The sequence below is a fragment of the Prevotellamassilia timonensis genome, from assembly GCF_900106785.1.
GTDB lineage: Bacteria > Bacteroidota > Bacteroidia > Bacteroidales > Bacteroidaceae > Alloprevotella > Alloprevotella timonensis.
Genome location: NZ_LT629841.1, coordinates 77,728 through 96,725, shown reverse-complemented (window position 1 = coordinate 96,725; position 18,998 = coordinate 77,728). Strand labels below are relative to the sequence as shown.

Genomic DNA, 18,998 nt, shown 5'->3' with positions numbered 1-18,998 from the left:
CGTTTTGTGTGTTGTTATGAATAAGAGTGGGTTATATGGCAATGTAGGCTCTGACTATCAGCCAGTAGCGTATGAATTTGCCGGTGGCAAAGGTTATGAGCGAGTAGAGCAGGTTGACGCGCAGAAAGCCCAGTGCCACGCTGATGACGCTGCCTATGACAGGCACCCATGCCAGCAGTCCGGCCCATGCGCCGTAGCGCCGCACCCATTGCTTGCCACGCTCCAGCTTGTCGGGGGCCACTTTGGTCCAGCGGGCAATCCACTCCTCGCGGCCCATCGAGCCTACGCCGTAGTTGAACAATCCGCCAAGGGTGTTGCCGGCGGTGCCCCATATCAGCAGTTCTACCGGATTGGTGCCGGCAGCCAACAGGGCAAGCAGTACGGCCTCGGAGGCAAATGGCAGAAAGGTGCCGGCCAGAAAGGCGGCACAAAACATGCCTATGCCGCCGTGGGCGGCCAGTGTGGTGATGATGGTATCCATAATGATGGTGAAGTGTGTCTTTTCGGGGGGAGAGGGCCTTATAAATAGAGTGAAAGATAGTTCCACACGCCAAGGCCGGCGAACACGAGTATGGTGAAGTAGAACCACGCGTTGAAAAAGCGCCCCTTGCCCAAGGCAAAGTAGTGGCCCACGAGTAGTGATGTGTTGGCTATGAACAGGTGTATGGTGCTTTCTAAGCAGTGGGGCAGCACGGCTAACAGCACGGCGAGGGTGAACTCTACCGTGACGATGACGTACGACAGCATTCGGGTGCGTATTTTGTCGTTGTAGGCTGTGCGGAAGGAGTGTATGAGTGCGAGCAGTGCCCAGAACATGATGGCTCCGGCTGTGGCCAGCTGGTTGGGTGGAAAACGGCTGTAGTCGGGCATGATGGGTGTGAACCACTCGTCGAGGTAGAGAAAGGCAGTGTTGAGCTGGTTGTTCCAGATGGCGTAGGCGGCGTATGCCCAATAGGGCAGGGTCAATCCGAAAATGCCGGCCATAAAGGTTCGCCAGTTAAAGTTGCGCAGTTGGAACAGCATGCTCACGTAGAAGGCGAGTGCCAGCACGAGCATGGGCGGAAAGGCCATGCTGCCCAGACTGACAAACAGAAATGCGTGGAATATGTAGCCTTCGCACCTGTACTTTTGATATGACGCGAATAGGGTGAAGTAGGCTGCTATCAGACATACCACAGTCAGCGCGTCGATGTTCCAACAGTGCAGTGTGGGGCACACGAGCATCATGAATAGGAAGGTGGTGCTCATCATGCGGGAGCGTATGCGCAACAGGGCGTTGCGGTTGTTTAGCTCCATAATGAGGTAGGCGGTGAGCATGGTGATGGCCAAACCGCCCCATAGGGTGCTGTCGGCCATGCCGGGCAACACCCATAACACAAGTGTCAGCACGGCCATGACGGGCAGTGTGAATGAACTTGATACGATGGTGTTTCGGAATGAATGTGTGTACACGGGGATATAGATGTGCAGATGTGGTGCTCGCTATGCTTGCAGATGTGCAAATGTATAGATATGCAGATGTGGTTGCTCGCTGTGCTCACAGATAGGTCGAAATGGCTGACGCCGCAGTGCCTGATTCTTAGCGCTACGGCGTCTGCCTTATCTGCACATTCGCACATTTGCGAGTGTAACGAACTTAAAGATCCTGTCCGATGTCGCGGCGGAAGTACTTCTTGTCAAAGTTGATGTGTGCGGCGCCTTCCATCGACTTGGCCAAGGCTTCAGCTTTATCCTTGCCGTAAGAGCTCACGGCTATGACGCGGCCACCAGCAGTGACAAGCTTGCCGTCCTTAATGGCTGTGCCTGCATGGAACACCACGCTGCCGTCGATGTCGGCACCAGTGATTTCGTAGCCCTTGTCGTAGGCTTGGGGGTAACCGCCCGACACACACATGACGCACACGGCGGCACGCGGGTCGAACTCAACCTTGCGCTTGTCAAGGTCGCCTTGGGCCACACCTTCAAACAGGTCGACGATGTCGCTCTTCAGGCGCAGCATGACGGTTTCGGTTTCGGGGTCGCCCATGCGGCAGTTATATTCAATAACCTTGGGCTGGCCGTCGCAGTTGATAAGACCGAAGAAGATAAAGCCCTTGTAGTCGATGCCCTCGGCAGCAAGCCCGTCGACGGTGGGGCGTATAATCTCGTCCTCAACCTTTTGCATCCACTCTTTGGTGGCAAAAGGTACGGGCGATACAGAGCCCATGCCGCCGGTGTTGAGGCCGGTGTCACCCTCGCCAATGCGCTTGTAGTCTTTGGCTTCCGGCAGAATTTGGTAGTGCTTGCCATCGGTGAGCACAAACACCGAGCACTCGATGCCCGAGAGGAACTCCTCAATGACTACGCGGCTTGAGGCATTGCCAAACATACCGCCGAGCATGTCGCGCAGTTCCTTTTTGGCCTCGTCGAGTGTGGGCACAATGAGCACACCCTTGCCGGCGCACAGGCCGTCGGCCTTGAGCACGTAGGGGGCTTTGAGTGTTTCAAGAAATTTGCAACCCTCCTCAACCTGTGTGCCGTCAAAGGTTTCGTAGGCAGCGGTGGGTATGTTGTGGCGCTTCATAAAGCCCTTGGCAAAGTCCTTCGAGCCTTCGAGCACGGCACCAGCCTTCGACGGGCCGATAACGGGCACGTGCTTTACGTCGTCGCGCTGCTTAAAGTAGTCGTATATGCCCTTTACCAATGGATCCTCGGGGCCAACCACCACCATGTCCACCCCATGGGCCACCACAAAATTGGCCACGGCGTCAAAGTCGTCGGCCTTGATGGCCACATTCTCACCGGCATTGGCTGTGCCGGCGTTGCCCGGTGCAATGTAGAGTTTGTCGATGAGGGGGCTTTGTGCTATTTTCCATGCCAGTGCGTGCTCGCGGCCGCCACTGCCCAAAAGTAAGAGTTTCATAATACTTGACTGTTTCGTGTATGTATATAATATATATGTGCGTGTTGTGTTGCGCGTTGGCAGAATGGGTTGGCGTCAGCCCGCTCAGTCCTCCCCGCGACTATGTGTTTTGCAAAGGTAAGACATTCTGCGCACAATAGCGCTATGTGGCTGGCATAAAACTCGCAAAAAGGCCTGGCGGCCCTTCAGTGCAAGCCATGTACGCTCTTACACATAGGGGCCGCCAGGCGGTTATCCTTTCAACACAATATTATTAAATAGTAGTCGCATCACTTCAGTTCGAACACGTGGCTTGTGCCATCTTTTTGGTCGAACACCTCAAGCCCCACCTTCATCAGGTAGTCGCCGCTGAACTGCTGTCCGTTGTAGTCGAAGGCCGACTGCGTGTTAGGCATCAGGTTGATTTCGGTAACGGTGTACTGGCGGTTAGGGTCGAGGCCCTGCAAGCAGACGCGTGTGAGCGGCTCCTTGTAGCGGGGGTGCAGGTTGTAGGCAAAGAGCACGGCGTGCGCCTTGTCCTTCGACACATAGTTGAGGGCGCTGTGTGCCGACTCGTAGGGCGATACCAGACGGTATTGGTCGCCGTCGAGAATGACGGGCTTGAGACGTGTCCAGTTGGCTACAGCCTCCTGCACAAACTTGTAGTCGTCGGTGCCCTTGAGCGGTTTGAGGTCGATGTCGAAGCCAAGCTTGCATGAGCTGCACACATCGGTGCGGAACTTCAGGCTTGTGTTCTTGTTCCAGTTGGTAACGTGTGACCCCATGGTCTTGGCGGGGAAGAACTTAGACAGGCTCCACTGTATGTAGAGGCGTTCGTAGGGGTCGGTATCGTCTGAGCACCAGAACTCTGTAAAGTATTTCAGCGCCTCGTAGTCCATGCGGCCACCACCGCCCGAGCAGAGCATCATGGGCAGTTTGGGATATTTGGCCTTGATGCGGCTCATCACCTTGTAGATGCCGCGCACGTGGTCGATGTAGAAGTTGCCCTGGTTGCCCTTGTGGTAAGGCGAGTAAATGTTGGTGATAGGGCTGTTGCAGTCCCACTTAAAGTAGGCCACCTCGGGGTTTTCGGTCATGATGCGGTCAACCACGCCAAACACGTAGTCCTGCACCTTGGGGTTGGAAATGTCGAGCACCAGCTGGTTGCGGTAGTAGTAAGTGTCGCGGTTGGGCTGCTGAATAACCCAGTCGGGGTGCTTTTCAAACAGTTCGCTCTTGGGGTTCACCATTTCGGGCTCCACCCAGATGCCAAACTTTACACCGGCTGCTTTGGCGTCGCGCACCAGTCCGGGAATGCCGTCGGGCAGTTTGCTGTGTGTCACCTCCCAGTCGCCCAGTCCGGCGTGGTCGTCCTTGCGTGGATATTTGTTGGCAAACCAACCGTCGTCGAGCAGGAACATATCCACGCCAAGGTCCTTGGCGTCCTTCATCAGTTCGGCCAGGCTCTTTTGGTTAAAGTCAAAGCCCGTATTCTCCCAGTTGTTGAGCAGCGTCATGCGGTCGCCCATGCCCATGTTCACCTGATAGCGTCGTGCCCAGTCGTGCAGGTTGCGGCTGGCCTGGCTGGTGCCGGTGCTGCTTGTAGTAAATATGAACTCGGGTGTGGTAAAGGTTTCGCCGGCGCGCAGCTTGTAGTCGCTGGCATAAGGGTTGATAGCCGGTATCACGCGCAGTCCGCCCACATTGTCCACCTCGAAGGTAAAGCGGAAATTGCCCGTCCAGCCAATGGTGCCAAGCACCACGTTGCCCTCGTTCTCCTTGGCAGGCTCGTTGAGGCCCAGTTCAAAGAAAGGCTCAGTGTGCATGGCAGCACGTGTGCCAAGTTTGGTGTCGATAATCTTTTTACCGGCAGTGAGCTGCACCGTTTCGGGTTGTCCCTCCTTGGCCCAGTCGCTGTGGTACGAGGTAAGGTAATATTTGGGGGCGTTAAAGTAGAGCATGGTGCTGCTGTACCGCCACAGCGTGACGGGGCTCTTCTCGTTGTGGCTTATTTCGCTCCATGCCTTGATAACGTTCTCCTTGTTGTAGGCCACATAGTGCAGTTTCACGGTGTCGGGATATTTGTCGTCCTGCAGGGTGATGATGGTTTCGGTGCCGCCGTCCACGGCCTTAGTCTCCACCCCCTTGTAGCGCAGGTAGGTGGTCATGTTGCCATCGGCATGGGTTATGGCCACGGCAGGTTCAAAGTAGTCCTCGTTGCCCGATGCCGCACACACCTCGTGTCCGCGTGTGCTCACGGCGCCGTCTGATGCGGCATAAGTGTTCCACGTAATGCGGTCGTAGTCGGCGGCATTGTTGAGCTTGTCGCCCAGGTATACCTGGTAGAGTCGGCCCTTGGGCGAAACCTTCATCACCAAGTCGGTTTTATCGGTGCTCACGCGCACGGTTTGCGCATTCATTGTGGCCGAGGCCAGCGAAACGGCCATGATGGCAAGTGCCGGACGGCCTATTTGTTGGAATATATTGGTAAACATGGTGTATTGTATGTTTTAGAGGGGTGAAGGGCGGCGGGTGGCAACCCTTCACCTTGTTAAACTTGTTACTCTGTATGTTGAATACTTTAGAACTTGAAGCTTGCGCTGAACTCAACGGTGAATGGGCGCAAATAGCTGCCGCTCATGTACTTGCCGGCATATTGTCCGGCATCGGCCTTCTTGATAAGTTCCGAACCGCTGATGGTGCCCTTTGCTCCCTTTTGGTTGAGGAAGTTGATGACACTGGCACCGAGTGAGAGGCGCTTGTTCACATTCCAGTTAATGCCGCCAAAGGTCTCCCAATGGCCGTTGAAGTAGAGGGCTTCTTGCAGGTTGGCGTAAGTCTTGCCAAAGTAGCGGAACGAAAGCCACACGTTAAGGTTGTCGGTAATGTTGTACTTCGGGTCGAGTTCAACGAGTATTTGCGGTATCTCCTTCACAATCATGTTGTTGGCATTAACCGACATCTGCTGTCCGTCGCCGAAGGTGACACTTGCATTATAGTTCTTGTACACCGGCTTTTGATAGGTGAACAAAGCGTGCAGTGAGAAGTTCTTGAAAGGCTTGATTTCGGCCGTGGTAGTCCAGCCCAGTGTCTGGATATTATAGATGAGCAGCACGGTTTTGCCTTCGCTTGTGCCGGGCTTTGTCAGGTTCTGCTGGTCGATGTTGTTCGACTTGGCAATGTAGGTCACCATCGATGAGAGGTCGATCCACTTGTTCTTGTAGTAGATGCCGCCGCGCACCAAGGGTATGGTCACGCGCTTGTACTGTTCGGCAGTAGGGCCGGTGCCGGCATAGTCGCTGATGCGCGGGTAGCGCGTGGCCACAGTACCGTCGGCCATGATGCCAAAGCCTTTGGCCACATCGTAGGTTATTTGCGCTGTGGCGGCATAGTTCAGCTTGTTCTTGGTCACGTTGGCGGGGTGTATGCTGTGCGCGGTGGCCACAATATTGCCGCTTTCATCGCGTGAATAGGTGTTGAAGTCGCCAATGTGGAAACCCGAGAAGCGCGAGAGCGCTATTTGGTCGGCCGACATGCGGTAGTACTCCAGGCGGCCGCCGTAGTAGATGTTGAGCCTGTCGTTCACCTTCCAGTTGTCGGTCAGGTAGAGCGCCAGCTTGTTCTCGCTGCCCTTGGTATATTCGGGGCTCAGCTCGTTAAAGCCGAAGAATTGTGTGCGTGTGGGTGTGAGAGTGGGGTCGCTCGGGTCGGTGGCCATGCTGTACAGCACCTGTGGGTAGGCACCCACTGTGCCGGTCCACTGCAGTGACGATGAGTGGTAGTTGAGGTGGTAGTACCATTCGTTCAGGCCGAGGCGCACATTGTGCTTGCCAAACAGCTTGTTCAACTCGGTGGTGAACATGCCGCTCGTCACCTTGCCAAAGTGCAGCCATGTGCGACGCCCCTCAATAAGGCCCTCGTAGGCATCTTGCCCGTTTTCATCGAGCGTATAGCCGTCGGCAGCTGTCACATTGCTGATGGTGCTGCCGCCAAAGTCTACATAGTTGGCCACGGGCACATACATGTATTTGGCGTCAAACTTCCACAGCAGTCCGTTGTCCCAACGGTAGTTGGCCAGGAAGGCCACCTCGTGTGAGCGGTTCTCGCTGCCCTTGTTAAGGTTCCAAGTCTTTTTCTCGCCCGTCATGATGTCGCGGTAGGTAAAGGCACCGCTGGCGGGCACGTAAGAGTCCAGTCCGGGGTCAAAGCCATTCACCTTCTTGATAGAGCCGTCGCCCACATACACAAAGGGCGCGGCGTTGGCAAAGTTGCCGGGGTTCTTGCTGTTGGCGTGCTTGTATTGCACCGACACATAGCCCTTGCCACCGTTGAGTATGCGGGTAAGACCAGCGTGGTATATCTGTGTGCGGTCGGCATAATCGGTAAATTGCAGTTTGAAGCTGCCCGGGTCAAAGTTTTGGTATGTGCCGGCATTGTAAAGCCAGTTTTTGCCGATTCCACCGCTAAAGTTAAGGTCGAAGTTCTGCATGCCAAAGTGGTTGACATGGTAGTTGAGCTTGCCGTGAAAGGCATTCTGCCCCAAGTCGGTGAAGGCAGTCACGGCATAGGCTATGTTGCCAGTGGTAATGGCCGACTCAGATGGCGAGAGCAATCCTGTCTGCCCCAAACTGGCATCGTTGCGCCAATGGGCCGAGAGCTTGTGCACCGACGATGAATAAACGGCCGGCAGACCATTCTCGTATACATTAACGTCCTCGCTTGGCAGACCAATCTGAATTTCGCGTGGCTTGTTGGCGTCGGCGGCGTTGAGCATCACGTTGCGCTCTTCGCCTTGTTTGCCATTGGCGGTTTCGCTCTGTGCGTGGGCTTGCATGGTCATGGCAAACAGCACGCACGAGGTTAAGGCTTGAAAAGTAACAGATTTCATGAGGTATGATTTTGATTTGTAGAGGTGTCAATTCGTCGGGCAATCTGCAACGTCCACTTTTCAAAAGCGCGATGCTTGCCGATTGCGTTGACAAAGTTATGACGGTGGCGGCGCAGATGTATGTGTGAGTAAATCCGTAGTAAACTTTTTAGAAAGCAAAAAATGTGATACGCTTTGACTATCAATAAGTTGCGGCAATACTAAAAAACGGCTAAAGTAAATGTGTGTTATTAAAAAGTAAGTAGTATATTTGCGCCCGTAATCCCCTAAAACGCCCAAAAACATGTTGCGAAGAGCCTTTTTACTTTTTTGTATATTCGCATTGGCACAAACTGCCGTGCGAGCCTCCGAGGCCGACCTTGACCGGCTTGACAGTTATGTGGCGCGACGCCCCCAATACGCAGCAGCCAAGCAACGGCACATAGACGCACTCAAAGCCAGACTGCACCGGGCACGCACCGACGAGGAACGGCTGCACGCCTACAACCGCTTGTTCGAGGCATATTACACGTTCCGTTTCGACTCGGCAATGGTATACGTAAAGCGTGGCTTGCAACTGGCCGAACAAGCAAATAATGCCGTATTCATCGACAATTTTCGCATTCACCGCGGTTTGCTACTTGCCACCGGTGGCTATTACAGCCAGGCGCAGGACGAGCTGCAGCGCGTCAATGTGGAGACGCTCCACCCCTCGTTGCGTTTCAACTACTATTACTCAATGGCTTGGCTCTACAACTTTTGGACTGCCTACTGCAACGACCACGAGTTTGCGCCCCAGCTGGCACGGTTGCGCCTTCACTACCTTAGGCAAGCCATAACTTATGCCCCACGCGGCAGTGCCATGTACAACTATCTGACGGGCGAGGCCATGTACTACGGCAAAAACGACCCCAAGGCCATAGTATACTATAAGAAGGTGCTGCAACAGGTGGGTCTCGACGACCGTTTGTATGCCTCGGCAGCCTACGCCATAGCGCGTGGTTACAAGATGCTCGGACGCATCGACCTTTATGAGTATTATTTGGTGCAAGCCGGCATATCCGACCAGGTGTGTCCGCTCAAGGAGAATTTGGCCTTGCAGGAACTCTCGCTCTACCTCTACGAAAAGGACAAGCGTTATTCCGACCGTGCCGTGCGCTACGTATATTGCTCAATGGAGGACGCACAATTCTACAACAACCGTTTGCGTATGCTCGAAATATCGCGCATCTTGCCCAAGATTGTGTCGGCCTACCAGCAGCAGCTCAACAACCGCACCACGTGGCTGCGTTGGGGCTTGGTTGGCCTGAGTGTGTTGTCGGTTGGACTGCTGGCGCTCATTGTGCTGAGTGTAAAGCAGAATAAGAAGCTCAATTTGCGGCGTCTGCAAATGCGTGCGCAGAACACGCAGCTCGAGGCTCTCAACCGGCAGTTGAGCGAGACCAATCGCCACCGCGAAACCTACTTGCGTCTGTTCCTCGACCTCAGTGCCATCTACATAGGCAAGCTCGACAGTGTGAGCAAACTTGTGGCGCGTTGTTTGAAGGCTGGCAAGACCGACGAATTGCTGGCAAAGGTGAACAGGGTGCGGGTGCAGGAAGAGGAAGCGCGCACCTTCTACGACCGTTTTGACCGCGCTTTCATCATGCTTTACCCCGACTTTGTAAAGCAGTTCAACGGCCTGTTGCGCGATGATGCACAGATATTGCCGCCATCGCCTCACGCCCTCACCACCGAGTTGCGCATATTTGCGCTGATGCGCCTTGGTGTCACCTCGTCGCAGGAGATAGCTACACTGCTGTTTTATTCCACCCAAACCATCTATAACTACAAGTCGGGCATGAAGGCCCGTGCCAAGCTGCGCGACACCTTTGAGGCTGATGTGTACCGCTTGTGCCACGTGATTGATGCGCCGCATGGGGTGTAGGGGAAAATGACTGAAAGTGTATTGCTGTACGATGAAACGTAACCATGCGAACGGACTCTAGCACTAAACGCTACACCAAACGCAAGCACTAAACGCAAGCACTAATGGGGGCGACGCGTCTCGCGTCGGGAAAAATATCATAAATAAAGGCTCGCAGACTGCAGTATTTACACGCTTGTCTGTGAGCCTTTGCCATAGTCTCTGATGCGAGACGAGGCTGCTGAAAAACCGACGCGGGACGCGTCGCCCCCATTAGTGCTTGCGTTTTAGGGCAGCGCATCTTGCGTTTTTGGGTAGCGCATTTCGGGCAACTTGACCTTTTAGGTAGCTATAATACACAAATTACCCGTTTGAAAGCCATGAGGCTCTCAAACGGGTAATTTGTATAACATACCAAATGGTTGGTCAGTCAAACACCTTGAAGGTGTAGCCCTGCGAAAGCAGCCACTCAATGGCGCGCGGCAGGGCGTAGAGCAGTTTGTCCTGGCTCTTTAGCGAGTCGTGAAAGGTGATGATGCTGCCGTTGCGGGCGTAGCGCCGCACATTGAGCAACACGTCGCGCCCGTTGAGGCGGGTGGAATAGTCGCGTGTTACGAGGTCCCACATCACCACGCGGTAGCGCAGCATCACCATGATGTATTGCTCCCACTTCATCCACCCATGCGGCGGGCGGAACAAATCGGTGTGCAGATACTCGTTGGCCTTGTCCACATTGCGCACATACGAGCGTATGCCGTGCAGCAGTCCGCCTATGTGGTTGTAAGTGTGGTTGCCCAGTCTGTGCCCGCGGCTTTTCACCATCTCGAACTCCTTGGGGTGCTTGCGTATGTTGTCGCCCACCATAAAGAAGGTGGCTTTGATGCCGTAGTGGTCGAGCACGTCGAGCACCCAGGGTGTCACCTCGGGTATGGGGCCGTCGTCGAAAGTGAGGTATACGGCCCTTTCGTGCTTGTCCATGCGCCATAGGGCGCGCGGGTACAGCCAGCGCAGTATGCAGGCAGGTTGTTCGATTATCACGGGTGTTTGGTATGTTTTAGATATTACACAAAGAGAGTTTGGAGACTCAGGGCTATGTGCGCCGGGTTGTGTTGTTGCAAGATAGCCAAACCATGAAGGTGGTATGGCTGTGCCAGCCCTTATGCAGTATAGTCCCTCAAGACTCCAAACTCTCGTTCTATGTTAGTTGCCAGCGGCCTGTCCGCAAATCTGCTGTTGGTAGATTTGCATACCCAACTGGGCAGCTGCATTGCCCCTCATGCACTGGCTTATGCGCGTGTTGTACAGCTTGGCCTTGGCGGCGTCAGCCTTTTGCAGTGCGGTTCCGGCCTCCAACAGGCTCTGCACAAGGAAGTATGATGTGCGGCCGTAAGTGTTGAGGCGGTCGGTGCCAAGCGATGCCAGATATTGCAGATACTGCAAGTCGTAGTCTATCACCTGTGTGGCCACGTTAGAGGCCAACTTGTTGCAACCGGCCTCGGCCAGCAGTCTTGCCAACTGCGAGTCCTCGTCGTCGTAAGGCACACTGTAGCCCGGCAGCACGGCCTCGCACTTTTCGAGCACCTTGCGCGCCTTGTCGTTGTCGCCCTGTCGCAGCAGGTTGTCGGCCAGCATGAGGAACATGCGGCGGTGTGTCTTGCACATGCGGCCGGTGGTCTCGTCCATGTAGATGCCGCGGTGTGCCACGTTGCCGTACTTAAAGCGTGTCATCATGTTCTTGTACATGAGGTTGCTGTCAATCATGCCCATCTGTCCGTAGTTGAACGGTGTGATGCGGTAGGCAAGGCCTTCGAGCACACAGTAGTTGTCGAGTCCGGCATAGTTGCCCGGGCCGAGTGTCACGCTCATGTACATGGGGCGCTTCCAGTCGGCGTGTGCCAGCATTTCATATATCATCACCTCATTGCGGTACAAGCCGCCCTGCTTCTGTTGAGCATTCTTGAGCGAGATAATCATCTTGTCGGGGATAGAGTCCTTGCCCATGGGCAGATACATGCCGCTTTCAATCACGGCCTGCTTGTTCACACTCACAACCACCGAGTCGGTGGGGAAGTAGCCACCTTCGGCCTTCTTCACGTAGTGGTCGAGTATGTACGACAGCTCGTAGGGGTCAACCTTCGGGTTCTGCTTCTTTAGCTCGTCGAGCTCGGCCTTGTGTTCAGGACGTATGGGGTAGTACGAGTGCTTGCCGTTGTCTACATAGTAGTAGCGGCTCCATGTGATGGGCAGCGGCTTAGAGTCGTAGGCCGGACGTCGCATCTGGTCGGTGTACCAGTCGGTCTGCAAATAGCTGAGGTTGCAAACGCGGGCGTCTGTGCGGGTGCCTTCAACCTCCTGGTTGTACCACAAGGGGAAGGTGTCGTTGTCGCCGTTGGTAAATATCACCGGACAGCCCTTGTCGGGCAGCGTGTTAAGGTAGTTGGCGCCAAAGTCGCGGCAGGTGAAGCGGTTAGAGCGGTCGTGGTCGTCCCACGTCTGGCTCACCATTTGCAGCGGTACGAGCACACCCACCACCGATGCCAGTGCGGCAGCCAGTTGTGGTTTGCTCTTCAGCAGCTTTTCGGCCCACGATGCCAGGGCAGCCACGCCAAGTCCAATCCAGATGGCAAAGGCGTAGAACGAGCCGGCATAAGCGTAGTCGCGCTCACGCGGTTGCGAAGGTGTCTGGTTAAGATACAGCACGATGGCCAATCCGGTCATGAAGAAGAGGAAGAACACCACCCAGAACTGGCGCACGCCCTTTTCACCACGATAAGCCTGGAAGAAAAGGCCTATCAAGCCCAATATGAGCGGCAGACAGTAGAACACGTTGTGTCCCTTGTTCTCTTGCAGTGACTTGGGCAGCAGGCTTTGGTCGCCATACATGGCATTGTCGATGAACGGAATGCCCGTAATCCAGTTGCCGTGCTCGAGTTCGCCAAGTCCTTGAATGTCGTTCTGTCGTCCGGCAAAGTTCCACATAAAGTAGCGCCAGTACATAAAGTTAACCTGGTATGACAGGAAGAACTTCAGGTTCGACCACTGTGTGGGCATCTGTCCGGGGTAGGTGTTGCCGTCCTTGTCGCTGAAGGTCACGTCCTTATACTGCAAGTCGTCGCCCAGAATGTCTTGATACTGTTGTGCATGTGCCGCACTCCAGATGCGTGGCAGCATCATGGTCAGCCCGCCGGGATATTCTATGCCCGAGGTTTCCTCAATGTCCTCGTAGCGGTCGGGCTCCGAGGGGTCAGCTTTCTCCACACGCTGTGTGCGGTCGTTCTTCACATAGTTGATGGCGCCAACCTGCACGGCCTGGCCTTGTGAGCAGAAGGCTTCGCCCTTGAACAAGGGGTATGAGCCGTACTGCTCGCGTCCCATGTACGTGCCAAGGGTAAAGATATCCTCGGGCGAGTTCTGGTCCATGGGCGGATTTTGCGTAGAGCGTATCACGATAACTGCGTACGACGAGTAGCCAATCATAAGCATCAGCATGCACAGCAGCGAGGTGTTCAAAAAGCGCTTGCGCACAAAATAGTTGCCGTCCTTGCCTTTGAGCCCGAGCAGCACGTAGAGTGCGATGAGCACAACAATGCCAAGTACGGCCGACACGGCGCCATGTCCCATGAAGGGTATGCCAAGCAGGGCAACACTGAGCAAGTAGAGCAGTTTGGTGCGTGCGTGGTTGACGGTGGTAGTGCTCCAAATGGCGGTGAGCACCACGGCTATCAGTGCCACGAGGTAAACAATCATACCCACATTGAAGGGCATGCCGAGGTCGTTGGTAAAGAACCACTCGAACCAGCCGCCTACCTTTACAATGCCTGGCACAACGCCGTAAAGCACCGCAGCCACCAGCAGCATCGACACGATGAGGGCTACCAATGAGCCCTTGAGGTTGGCCTTGGGGTTGCGCTTGTAGTAGTAAACCAGGGCAATGGCGGGCAAGCAGAGCAAGCTGAGCAAGTGCACGCCAATAGACAAACCGGTGAGGTAGAATATAAGCACCAGCCAGCGGTCGGAGTGCGGCTCGTCGGCATGGTCCTCCCATTTAAGAATGAGCCAGAACACCAAGGCGGTGAACATAGAAGAGTAGGCGTATACCTCGCCCTCAACTGCCGAGAACCAGAAGGTGTCGCTCCACGTGTAGGCCAGGGCGCCTGTCAAGCCGCAGCCCATCACGGTGATGAGTTGGGTGAGGGTGGTCACCTTGCCATCGGGGGTGATAAGCTTGCGTGCCAGGTGTGTGATGGTCCAGAACAGGAACAGGATACACAGGGCCGAAAGCAGGGCCGACATGATGTTGACACAGAAAGCCACCTTTGTGGGGTCGCTCGTAAACTGTGTGAAGAAGTTGCCCGTGAGCATAAAGAAGGGTGCGCCAGGGGGGTGGCCCACCTCCAGCTTGTATGCTGTGGTGATAAACTCAGGGCAATCCCAGAAGCTTGCCGTAGGCTCCACCGTTGAGCAGTAGGTGAAGGCCGCAATGGCAAAGGTGAGCCAACCTAAGATGTTGTTCACCAAGTTGTACTGTTTCATTGAGATTAAACGCTTGATGTTGTTATTATAGTGTTACTTGATAGCTTGTGCTTGTGCACTCTGAGGTACTAATGTGCAAAAGTAGTGATAATATTTGGGTTGCTGCTGCCGTGGCGCGCTCTTTTTAATGTGCTGATATGCTAATGTGGTAATATGCTAATGTGATAATGTGACGCGTTTTGCTGCGCCACATTACCACATTGTCAAAATACCGCGATTTCATCGACAAACACAAAACCAGGGTTGCCATGTCCCGGGTGCCAGGCCGGAATGGTGTGTTCCGACACAACCTTCACCTTGACATAACGCGCGGCTGTGGTGGCAAACTGCAGCGTGTGCGTGTTAATTTGGTTTGGCGATTGTTCGGTGAGGGCAGGATAGTCCTCGGCGGCAAGCGGGGCGAAGGTGCGGCCGTCGGCAGAGGCTGACACCTCAAAGCGGCGCGCATCGAACAGCCAATAGCCCTTCTCCACACAAGTATTGATGCTGGCACGGCTGATCGGCATTACGCTGCCAAGGTCTATCACCGCCTCAAGGTCGTTGCCGCAGAAACCTATCCAGCGGCCCGAGGCATAATTGGTGTCGCTGGCCGTAAGTCCGTCCACCAATAGCGTGGCCCCGCCATACACCTGTTTGGGGTGAGGCTGCTGCAGCAGGGTGATGGGGCAGGCCGTGGCCTTGTTGAAGTTGAAAGTGCGCTGCACCTCGTGCGTTGCGCCCCACGGGCGGAAAGCCGCTGCGCGCAGTTGGCAGGGGACAGTGATGCGCAGAGGTTCTGCATAGCGTGGCGAGGCGGTGGTAGGCGTTGTGCCGTCGAGTGTGTAGTGAATGGGCGCGTTGTCGATGGTGGACAGTGTGGCGCGTATGCAGTGGTTCGTTGTGTCGGTGGCCAGTGTCACCCCCACATTGTATATCACCTTGGCAAAGTTGTAGCCCTGCAGCCTATACGTGTCGATGAGGCGTTGCAGGCGGGTTACAAACTGTCCGTAGTCCTTCTGCCCGGCGTCACACCACTGCACCTCGCTCAGTGCAGCCAGTCGCGGCAGTTCCATATACTCCACTTGCTTGAATGTCTTGATATACTCCGTCCACAGGTTGGCCTGTGCACCGATGATGTATTGCTGCTCGTCGGGGGCGAGGCTGCGTGGCACAGGTTCGTAGCTGTACACATGCTGCAAGGGCAGATAGCCACCGATGGCCTCGGGCTCGTGCGCTTTGTCGGCACTTTGGTAGTAGTCGAAGTACAGATAGGTGTTGGGCGTCATGATAACCTTGTGCTTCAGGCGTGCCGCCTCAATGCCGCCGCCCTCGCCGCGCCACGACATGACGGTGGCGTTGGGGGCGAGTCCGCCCTCGAGCGTCTCGTCCCACCCAATCATTTGGCGGCCAAGCTGGTTGAGGTGTTGCTCGGCATGGCGTATGAGAAAACTTTGCAAGCGTTCCTCGGCCGTGTGGCGGCCGTCGGCCTGCAAGTGTTCCGCAGCAATGCGCGCCTGACACTTCGGGCAGCGCTTCCACATGGTTTTAGGACACTCGTCGCCGCCTATGTGTATATACTCCGACGGGAAGAGTACCACCACCTCGTCGAGCACATCGTCGATGAAATGGAGCGTTTTGTCATTGCCCACACACAACACACTGTCCGTCACGCCCCATTGCTGCCACACCTGGTAGGGCCCTCCGGTGCAGCCCAGTTCGGGGTAGGCGGCCAGGGCGGCCTGCATGTGGCCGGGCATGTCAATCTCGGGTATGATGGTGATGTGTCGTTCGGCAGCGTAGCGCACAATGTCCTTGATGTCCTTCTGTGTGTAATAGCCGCCATAGGGTGTGCCGTCATATTGGCCGCTGTTGTGGCCGATGACGGTTTGGGCGCGTCGTGCGCCAATCTTGGTCAGGAGCGGATACTTCTTTATTTCGATGCGCCACCCTTGGTCGTCGGTCAGGTGCCAATGAAAGCGGTTGATGTTGTGCAACGCCAGCATGTCGATAAAACGTCGCACCGAGTCGGCTGTCACAAAATGGCGCGCCACGTCGAGGTGGGCACCGCGGTAGCTGAAGCGCGGCCAGTCATTTACCTCGGTGGCCGGTATCAGCACCTGTTGTGCCACACCGGTGGGCAGGGCCTTGCGCAGCGTTTGCACGCCGTAAAAGCAGCCGGCCGCTGATGCGCCGTCTACAAATACCATGTCGCTGTTCACTCTGATGGTGTAAGCCTCGGGGTTGGTGTGGCGCAGCACGCTGCTCAGTTTGATGCAGTTGCGCTGTGCTGCCAGGGTAGTGGTAGAAAGTTGCAGTCCGGTGGCTTGCTTGATGTAGTTGGCCAGCATGGTGGCTTGCTGCTTGAGCTGCTTGTTGCCCTGTGGGTAGCATATCAGCGTGCGGGCGTTCAGGGTAAAGTCGCCCGCCTGCGTGCTGCGCACTACCTTGGGCAGTGGCACTACGTGGAAGTTGGCACTCTGTGCCTGCAACTTGGGCACCGTAGTGCAGAGCAAAGTTGCGATGAATACGGCAGTTTTTGCAAATAGTTTCATGTGTGGGAGGGGGAGAGGGGGTTATGAGGTTATGGGGTTATGAGGTTATAAAGTAACCTTTGTGTGTTAGGCAGGGAGTTAGGAGGTTATAAGGTTATAAGGTTAAAAAGGCACTTTGGCTTGTTGGGCTGCCTTCTCCTTGGATTATGGGGTATGGGATTATCACCAAGTACGTTTCAGTCGCAAATATAGGTAAAATAGCGCAACGTAGCCCTCTTTTAAGCCATGCTTTTGCTCTGCACCGCCATTTAGGCGGCCAACATGGCACAAACAAAAGGCCGCAACACCCATGCAGGTGCTGCGGCAGCTTTATCATAATATAGTGATGTTTAGAGTGTTGCCAGCATTAGCCGTTGCGCCAAGGGGCGCCAGGGCTAATGCGTTGTAGCGTAGCAGCGCGTCTTACTTAACGTGCTTAACAGTGGTGAAGCCGTTGGCAGTGATGCGCTTTTCAAGGTAGATGCCCTTGGCGGGAGCTGCGCTGATGCGCTGGCCATTGATGTTGTAGTATTCGCGGCCAATTACGGCAGCGTCAGCCTCGTCGGCCTTCTTCACACCCTTGATGCCAGACTGTGCATTCTCGTTGAGGTCGATAACGTATGAGCGGTAAGTGCCCATGCCTTCGGGGTCAGAGAACTCTTCCATCATGAATGAGTTGAAGATGGTGTTGTCCGAGTTGCCAAACACAGTACCGGTAACGATGCTGTCGTTTACAATGCTGTAGTCCTTGGCAGTAAACTTGAGCGCCTTCTTGTGGGCAAGCAAGCCACCTTCGTCGCCCCAACCCGGTTCTTCGCCACCTTCATCGTCAGACACGGGCACGTTGAATGAGTAGTTCTCCTTGAGGAAGATACCAGCCTTTTCGTTGCGGGCAGCAATGTAGTCGTAGAAATTGACGGGGTCGCTCTCGGCATCCTTAATAACAAATGAGTTGCGCGCATAGTCAAGAACAGGTGTGCAAGCGATAATTTGTCCGTCGTTGGCTACAGAGGTAGTTGTAGCGTCCACCATGTTGTCGTAAACGTTCACCTCGGGCTCATCGCCGGTGAGGTCGATAACGGTGGGGTAGCTGTGGCTTTCGCCGTAACCCATTTCGGGGTCGGCATCGGGGTCAGAGGTTTCAAACGTTGTGCCAAGATACTTGCCGTTGGCTGAGAGCACCAAGTTGTTGAACTGGAAGCTGTTGCCGAATGTGGCATCTCTCAGTGCCTGCTGGTAAACATCAAAGTCCTCGTAGTACTTGGCCACCTTTGCCTGGTATGCAGCAGAGTCGGCAGCCCACTGGTCGTGATTATCGGTGATGAACATCCAAAATTCGGGGTACGGTGGCACAGAGTCCCAAGGTATAAGCCCGTCTTGAGCGTCCTTTGCAGCTTGAGTATATTCGGTCACGGCATTGTTGTAAGTCACCGTGTCAGCTGCGGTGAAGTAGCTCTGCGGCACAGGCACTTCACTCGAGGGGTCAACCGGTTCGGCAGGAACGTTCTTAATTTTTTCGGCGTCCCAAATCAGACCATCGCCCACAACGGTGAAGCTCCACTTGCCATCGGCGCCCTTCTTGTAGATGGCGGGATAGTTGTAGAAACCTGTGTAGTCGCGCACCTGGCACACAATAACAGAGCCGTCGGCCGAGATGTCGTTGAACATGACATACTGCGGGGCGCGTCCTGTAAAGTCGTGGTGAGGGTGGGCCAGTGTGTCAACCTTGTAAGTGCCATCGTCCTGACGTGTCCAGATGGCGGGGCAGTTCATCAGTCCGTCTGCGGTGCCAAACCCAACGCCTGTGCCGAGGTCGCCCACAATGTATTTGCCGTCGGGTGTGATGGCGTTGCAGCCGCCAAGTTCGCCCGAGGTCTTTTCGAGCAAGGGCAGTTCATAGCATGTGCCGTCAAGCCAGTAGCAAGGCGCTGTGCCGTTGGTGCCCACAAGCATGCCCGTGTTGCTGACGCAGTGGCCGTTGCCACCGTTGGCATTGTCGTTAGTGTAAGTCCATGTGGCACCCGTCCAGCGGTCAAGGAAACTGATGCTTCCGTCCATCGACTCGGCCACGTAGCGTCCGTTGTCAGACATGGCGCTGAAAATGTGGCCCGTAAAGTTGTCATTTACTTGTGCTGAGGCACTTGCAAATGCGCAGGCAGCCAAGGCTGCGGTGAGTAAAGCTTTCTTCATATATTTGTGTGTTTTAGTAAGTAGCCACTCTGCACCGGTTGGTTCAGACCACCAGGCGAGGGCGCTTGCTTAAGGTAATATTATGCTTACATGTCGGCGGGTTTAGTAATC

10 protein-coding genes are annotated in these 18,998 nt (G+C 55.1%); 1 reads left to right on the top strand and 9 read right to left on the bottom strand.

The annotated features are described in order from the left end of the window. Nucleotides 1-31: 31 nt before the first annotated feature. From BQ5453_RS02295 to BQ5453_RS02275, 5 genes are all read right to left on the bottom strand, one after another. Entirely contained in the window at nt 32-481 is a 450-nt protein-coding gene (locus tag BQ5453_RS02295) for a YqaA family protein (RefSeq protein WP_071121972.1), read from the bottom strand. Between the two features lie 38 nt (nt 482-519). After that, nucleotides 520-1,452, bottom strand: a complete 933-nt coding sequence (locus BQ5453_RS02290) for a hypothetical protein (protein ID WP_143033263.1) — start codon at nt 1,450-1,452, stop codon at nt 520-522. A 184-nt stretch (nt 1,453-1,636) separates the two neighbouring features. Further along, the gene (gene purD / locus BQ5453_RS02285; protein WP_071121970.1) at nt 1,637-2,902 is read right to left on the bottom strand and encodes a phosphoribosylamine--glycine ligase; all 1,266 of its coding nucleotides are present in this window, start codon (nt 2,900-2,902) and stop codon (nt 1,637-1,639) included. A 269-nt stretch (nt 2,903-3,171) separates the two neighbouring features. Further along, nucleotides 3,172-5,328 carry an alpha-galactosidase gene (locus tag BQ5453_RS02280; protein WP_143033273.1) on the bottom strand — a complete coding sequence of 719 codons (2,157 nt, stop codon included), beginning with the start codon at nt 5,326-5,328 and terminating at the stop codon, nt 3,172-3,174. Nucleotides 5,329-5,462: 134 nt separating this feature from the next. Next, nucleotides 5,463-7,721 (bottom strand): TonB-dependent receptor, encoded by a 2,259-nt coding sequence (locus BQ5453_RS02275; protein ID WP_235860016.1) that lies wholly within the window; start codon nt 7,719-7,721, stop codon nt 5,463-5,465. Between the two features lie 331 nt (nt 7,722-8,052). Here BQ5453_RS02275 and BQ5453_RS02270 point away from each other — a divergent pair, with 331 nt between their 5' ends. Further along, a complete protein-coding gene (locus tag BQ5453_RS02270) occupies nt 8,053-9,675 on the top strand; it encodes a DUF6377 domain-containing protein (RefSeq protein ID WP_071121968.1) in 1,623 nt (540 codons plus the stop codon). Nucleotides 9,676-10,080: 405 nt separating this feature from the next. Here the strand turns inward: BQ5453_RS02270 and BQ5453_RS02265 are convergent, their stop codons facing one another. The 4 genes from BQ5453_RS02265 to BQ5453_RS02250 all read right to left on the bottom strand — a co-directional run bounded on the left by BQ5453_RS02265 (nt 10,081) and on the right by BQ5453_RS02250 (nt 18,887). Further along, nucleotides 10,081-10,692, bottom strand: coding sequence for a polysaccharide deacetylase family protein (locus BQ5453_RS02265; RefSeq protein ID WP_022101227.1), 612 nt, complete (start codon nt 10,690-10,692; stop codon nt 10,081-10,083). A gap of 162 nt (nt 10,693-10,854) precedes the next feature. After that, nucleotides 10,855-14,187 (bottom strand): glycosyltransferase family 117 protein, encoded by a 3,333-nt coding sequence (locus BQ5453_RS02260; protein ID WP_071121967.1) that lies wholly within the window; start codon nt 14,185-14,187, stop codon nt 10,855-10,857. A 203-nt stretch (nt 14,188-14,390) separates the two neighbouring features. Then, on the bottom strand, nt 14,391-16,718 hold the full coding sequence (locus tag BQ5453_RS02255) for a glycoside hydrolase family 20 protein (RefSeq protein ID WP_083361096.1): 2,328 nt from the start codon (nt 16,716-16,718) through the stop codon (nt 14,391-14,393). Nucleotides 16,719-17,120: 402 nt separating this feature from the next. Beyond that, the gene (locus BQ5453_RS02250; protein WP_071121966.1) at nt 17,121-18,887 is read right to left on the bottom strand and encodes a hypothetical protein; all 1,767 of its coding nucleotides are present in this window, start codon (nt 18,885-18,887) and stop codon (nt 17,121-17,123) included. Nucleotides 18,888-18,998: the final 111 nt, after the last annotated feature.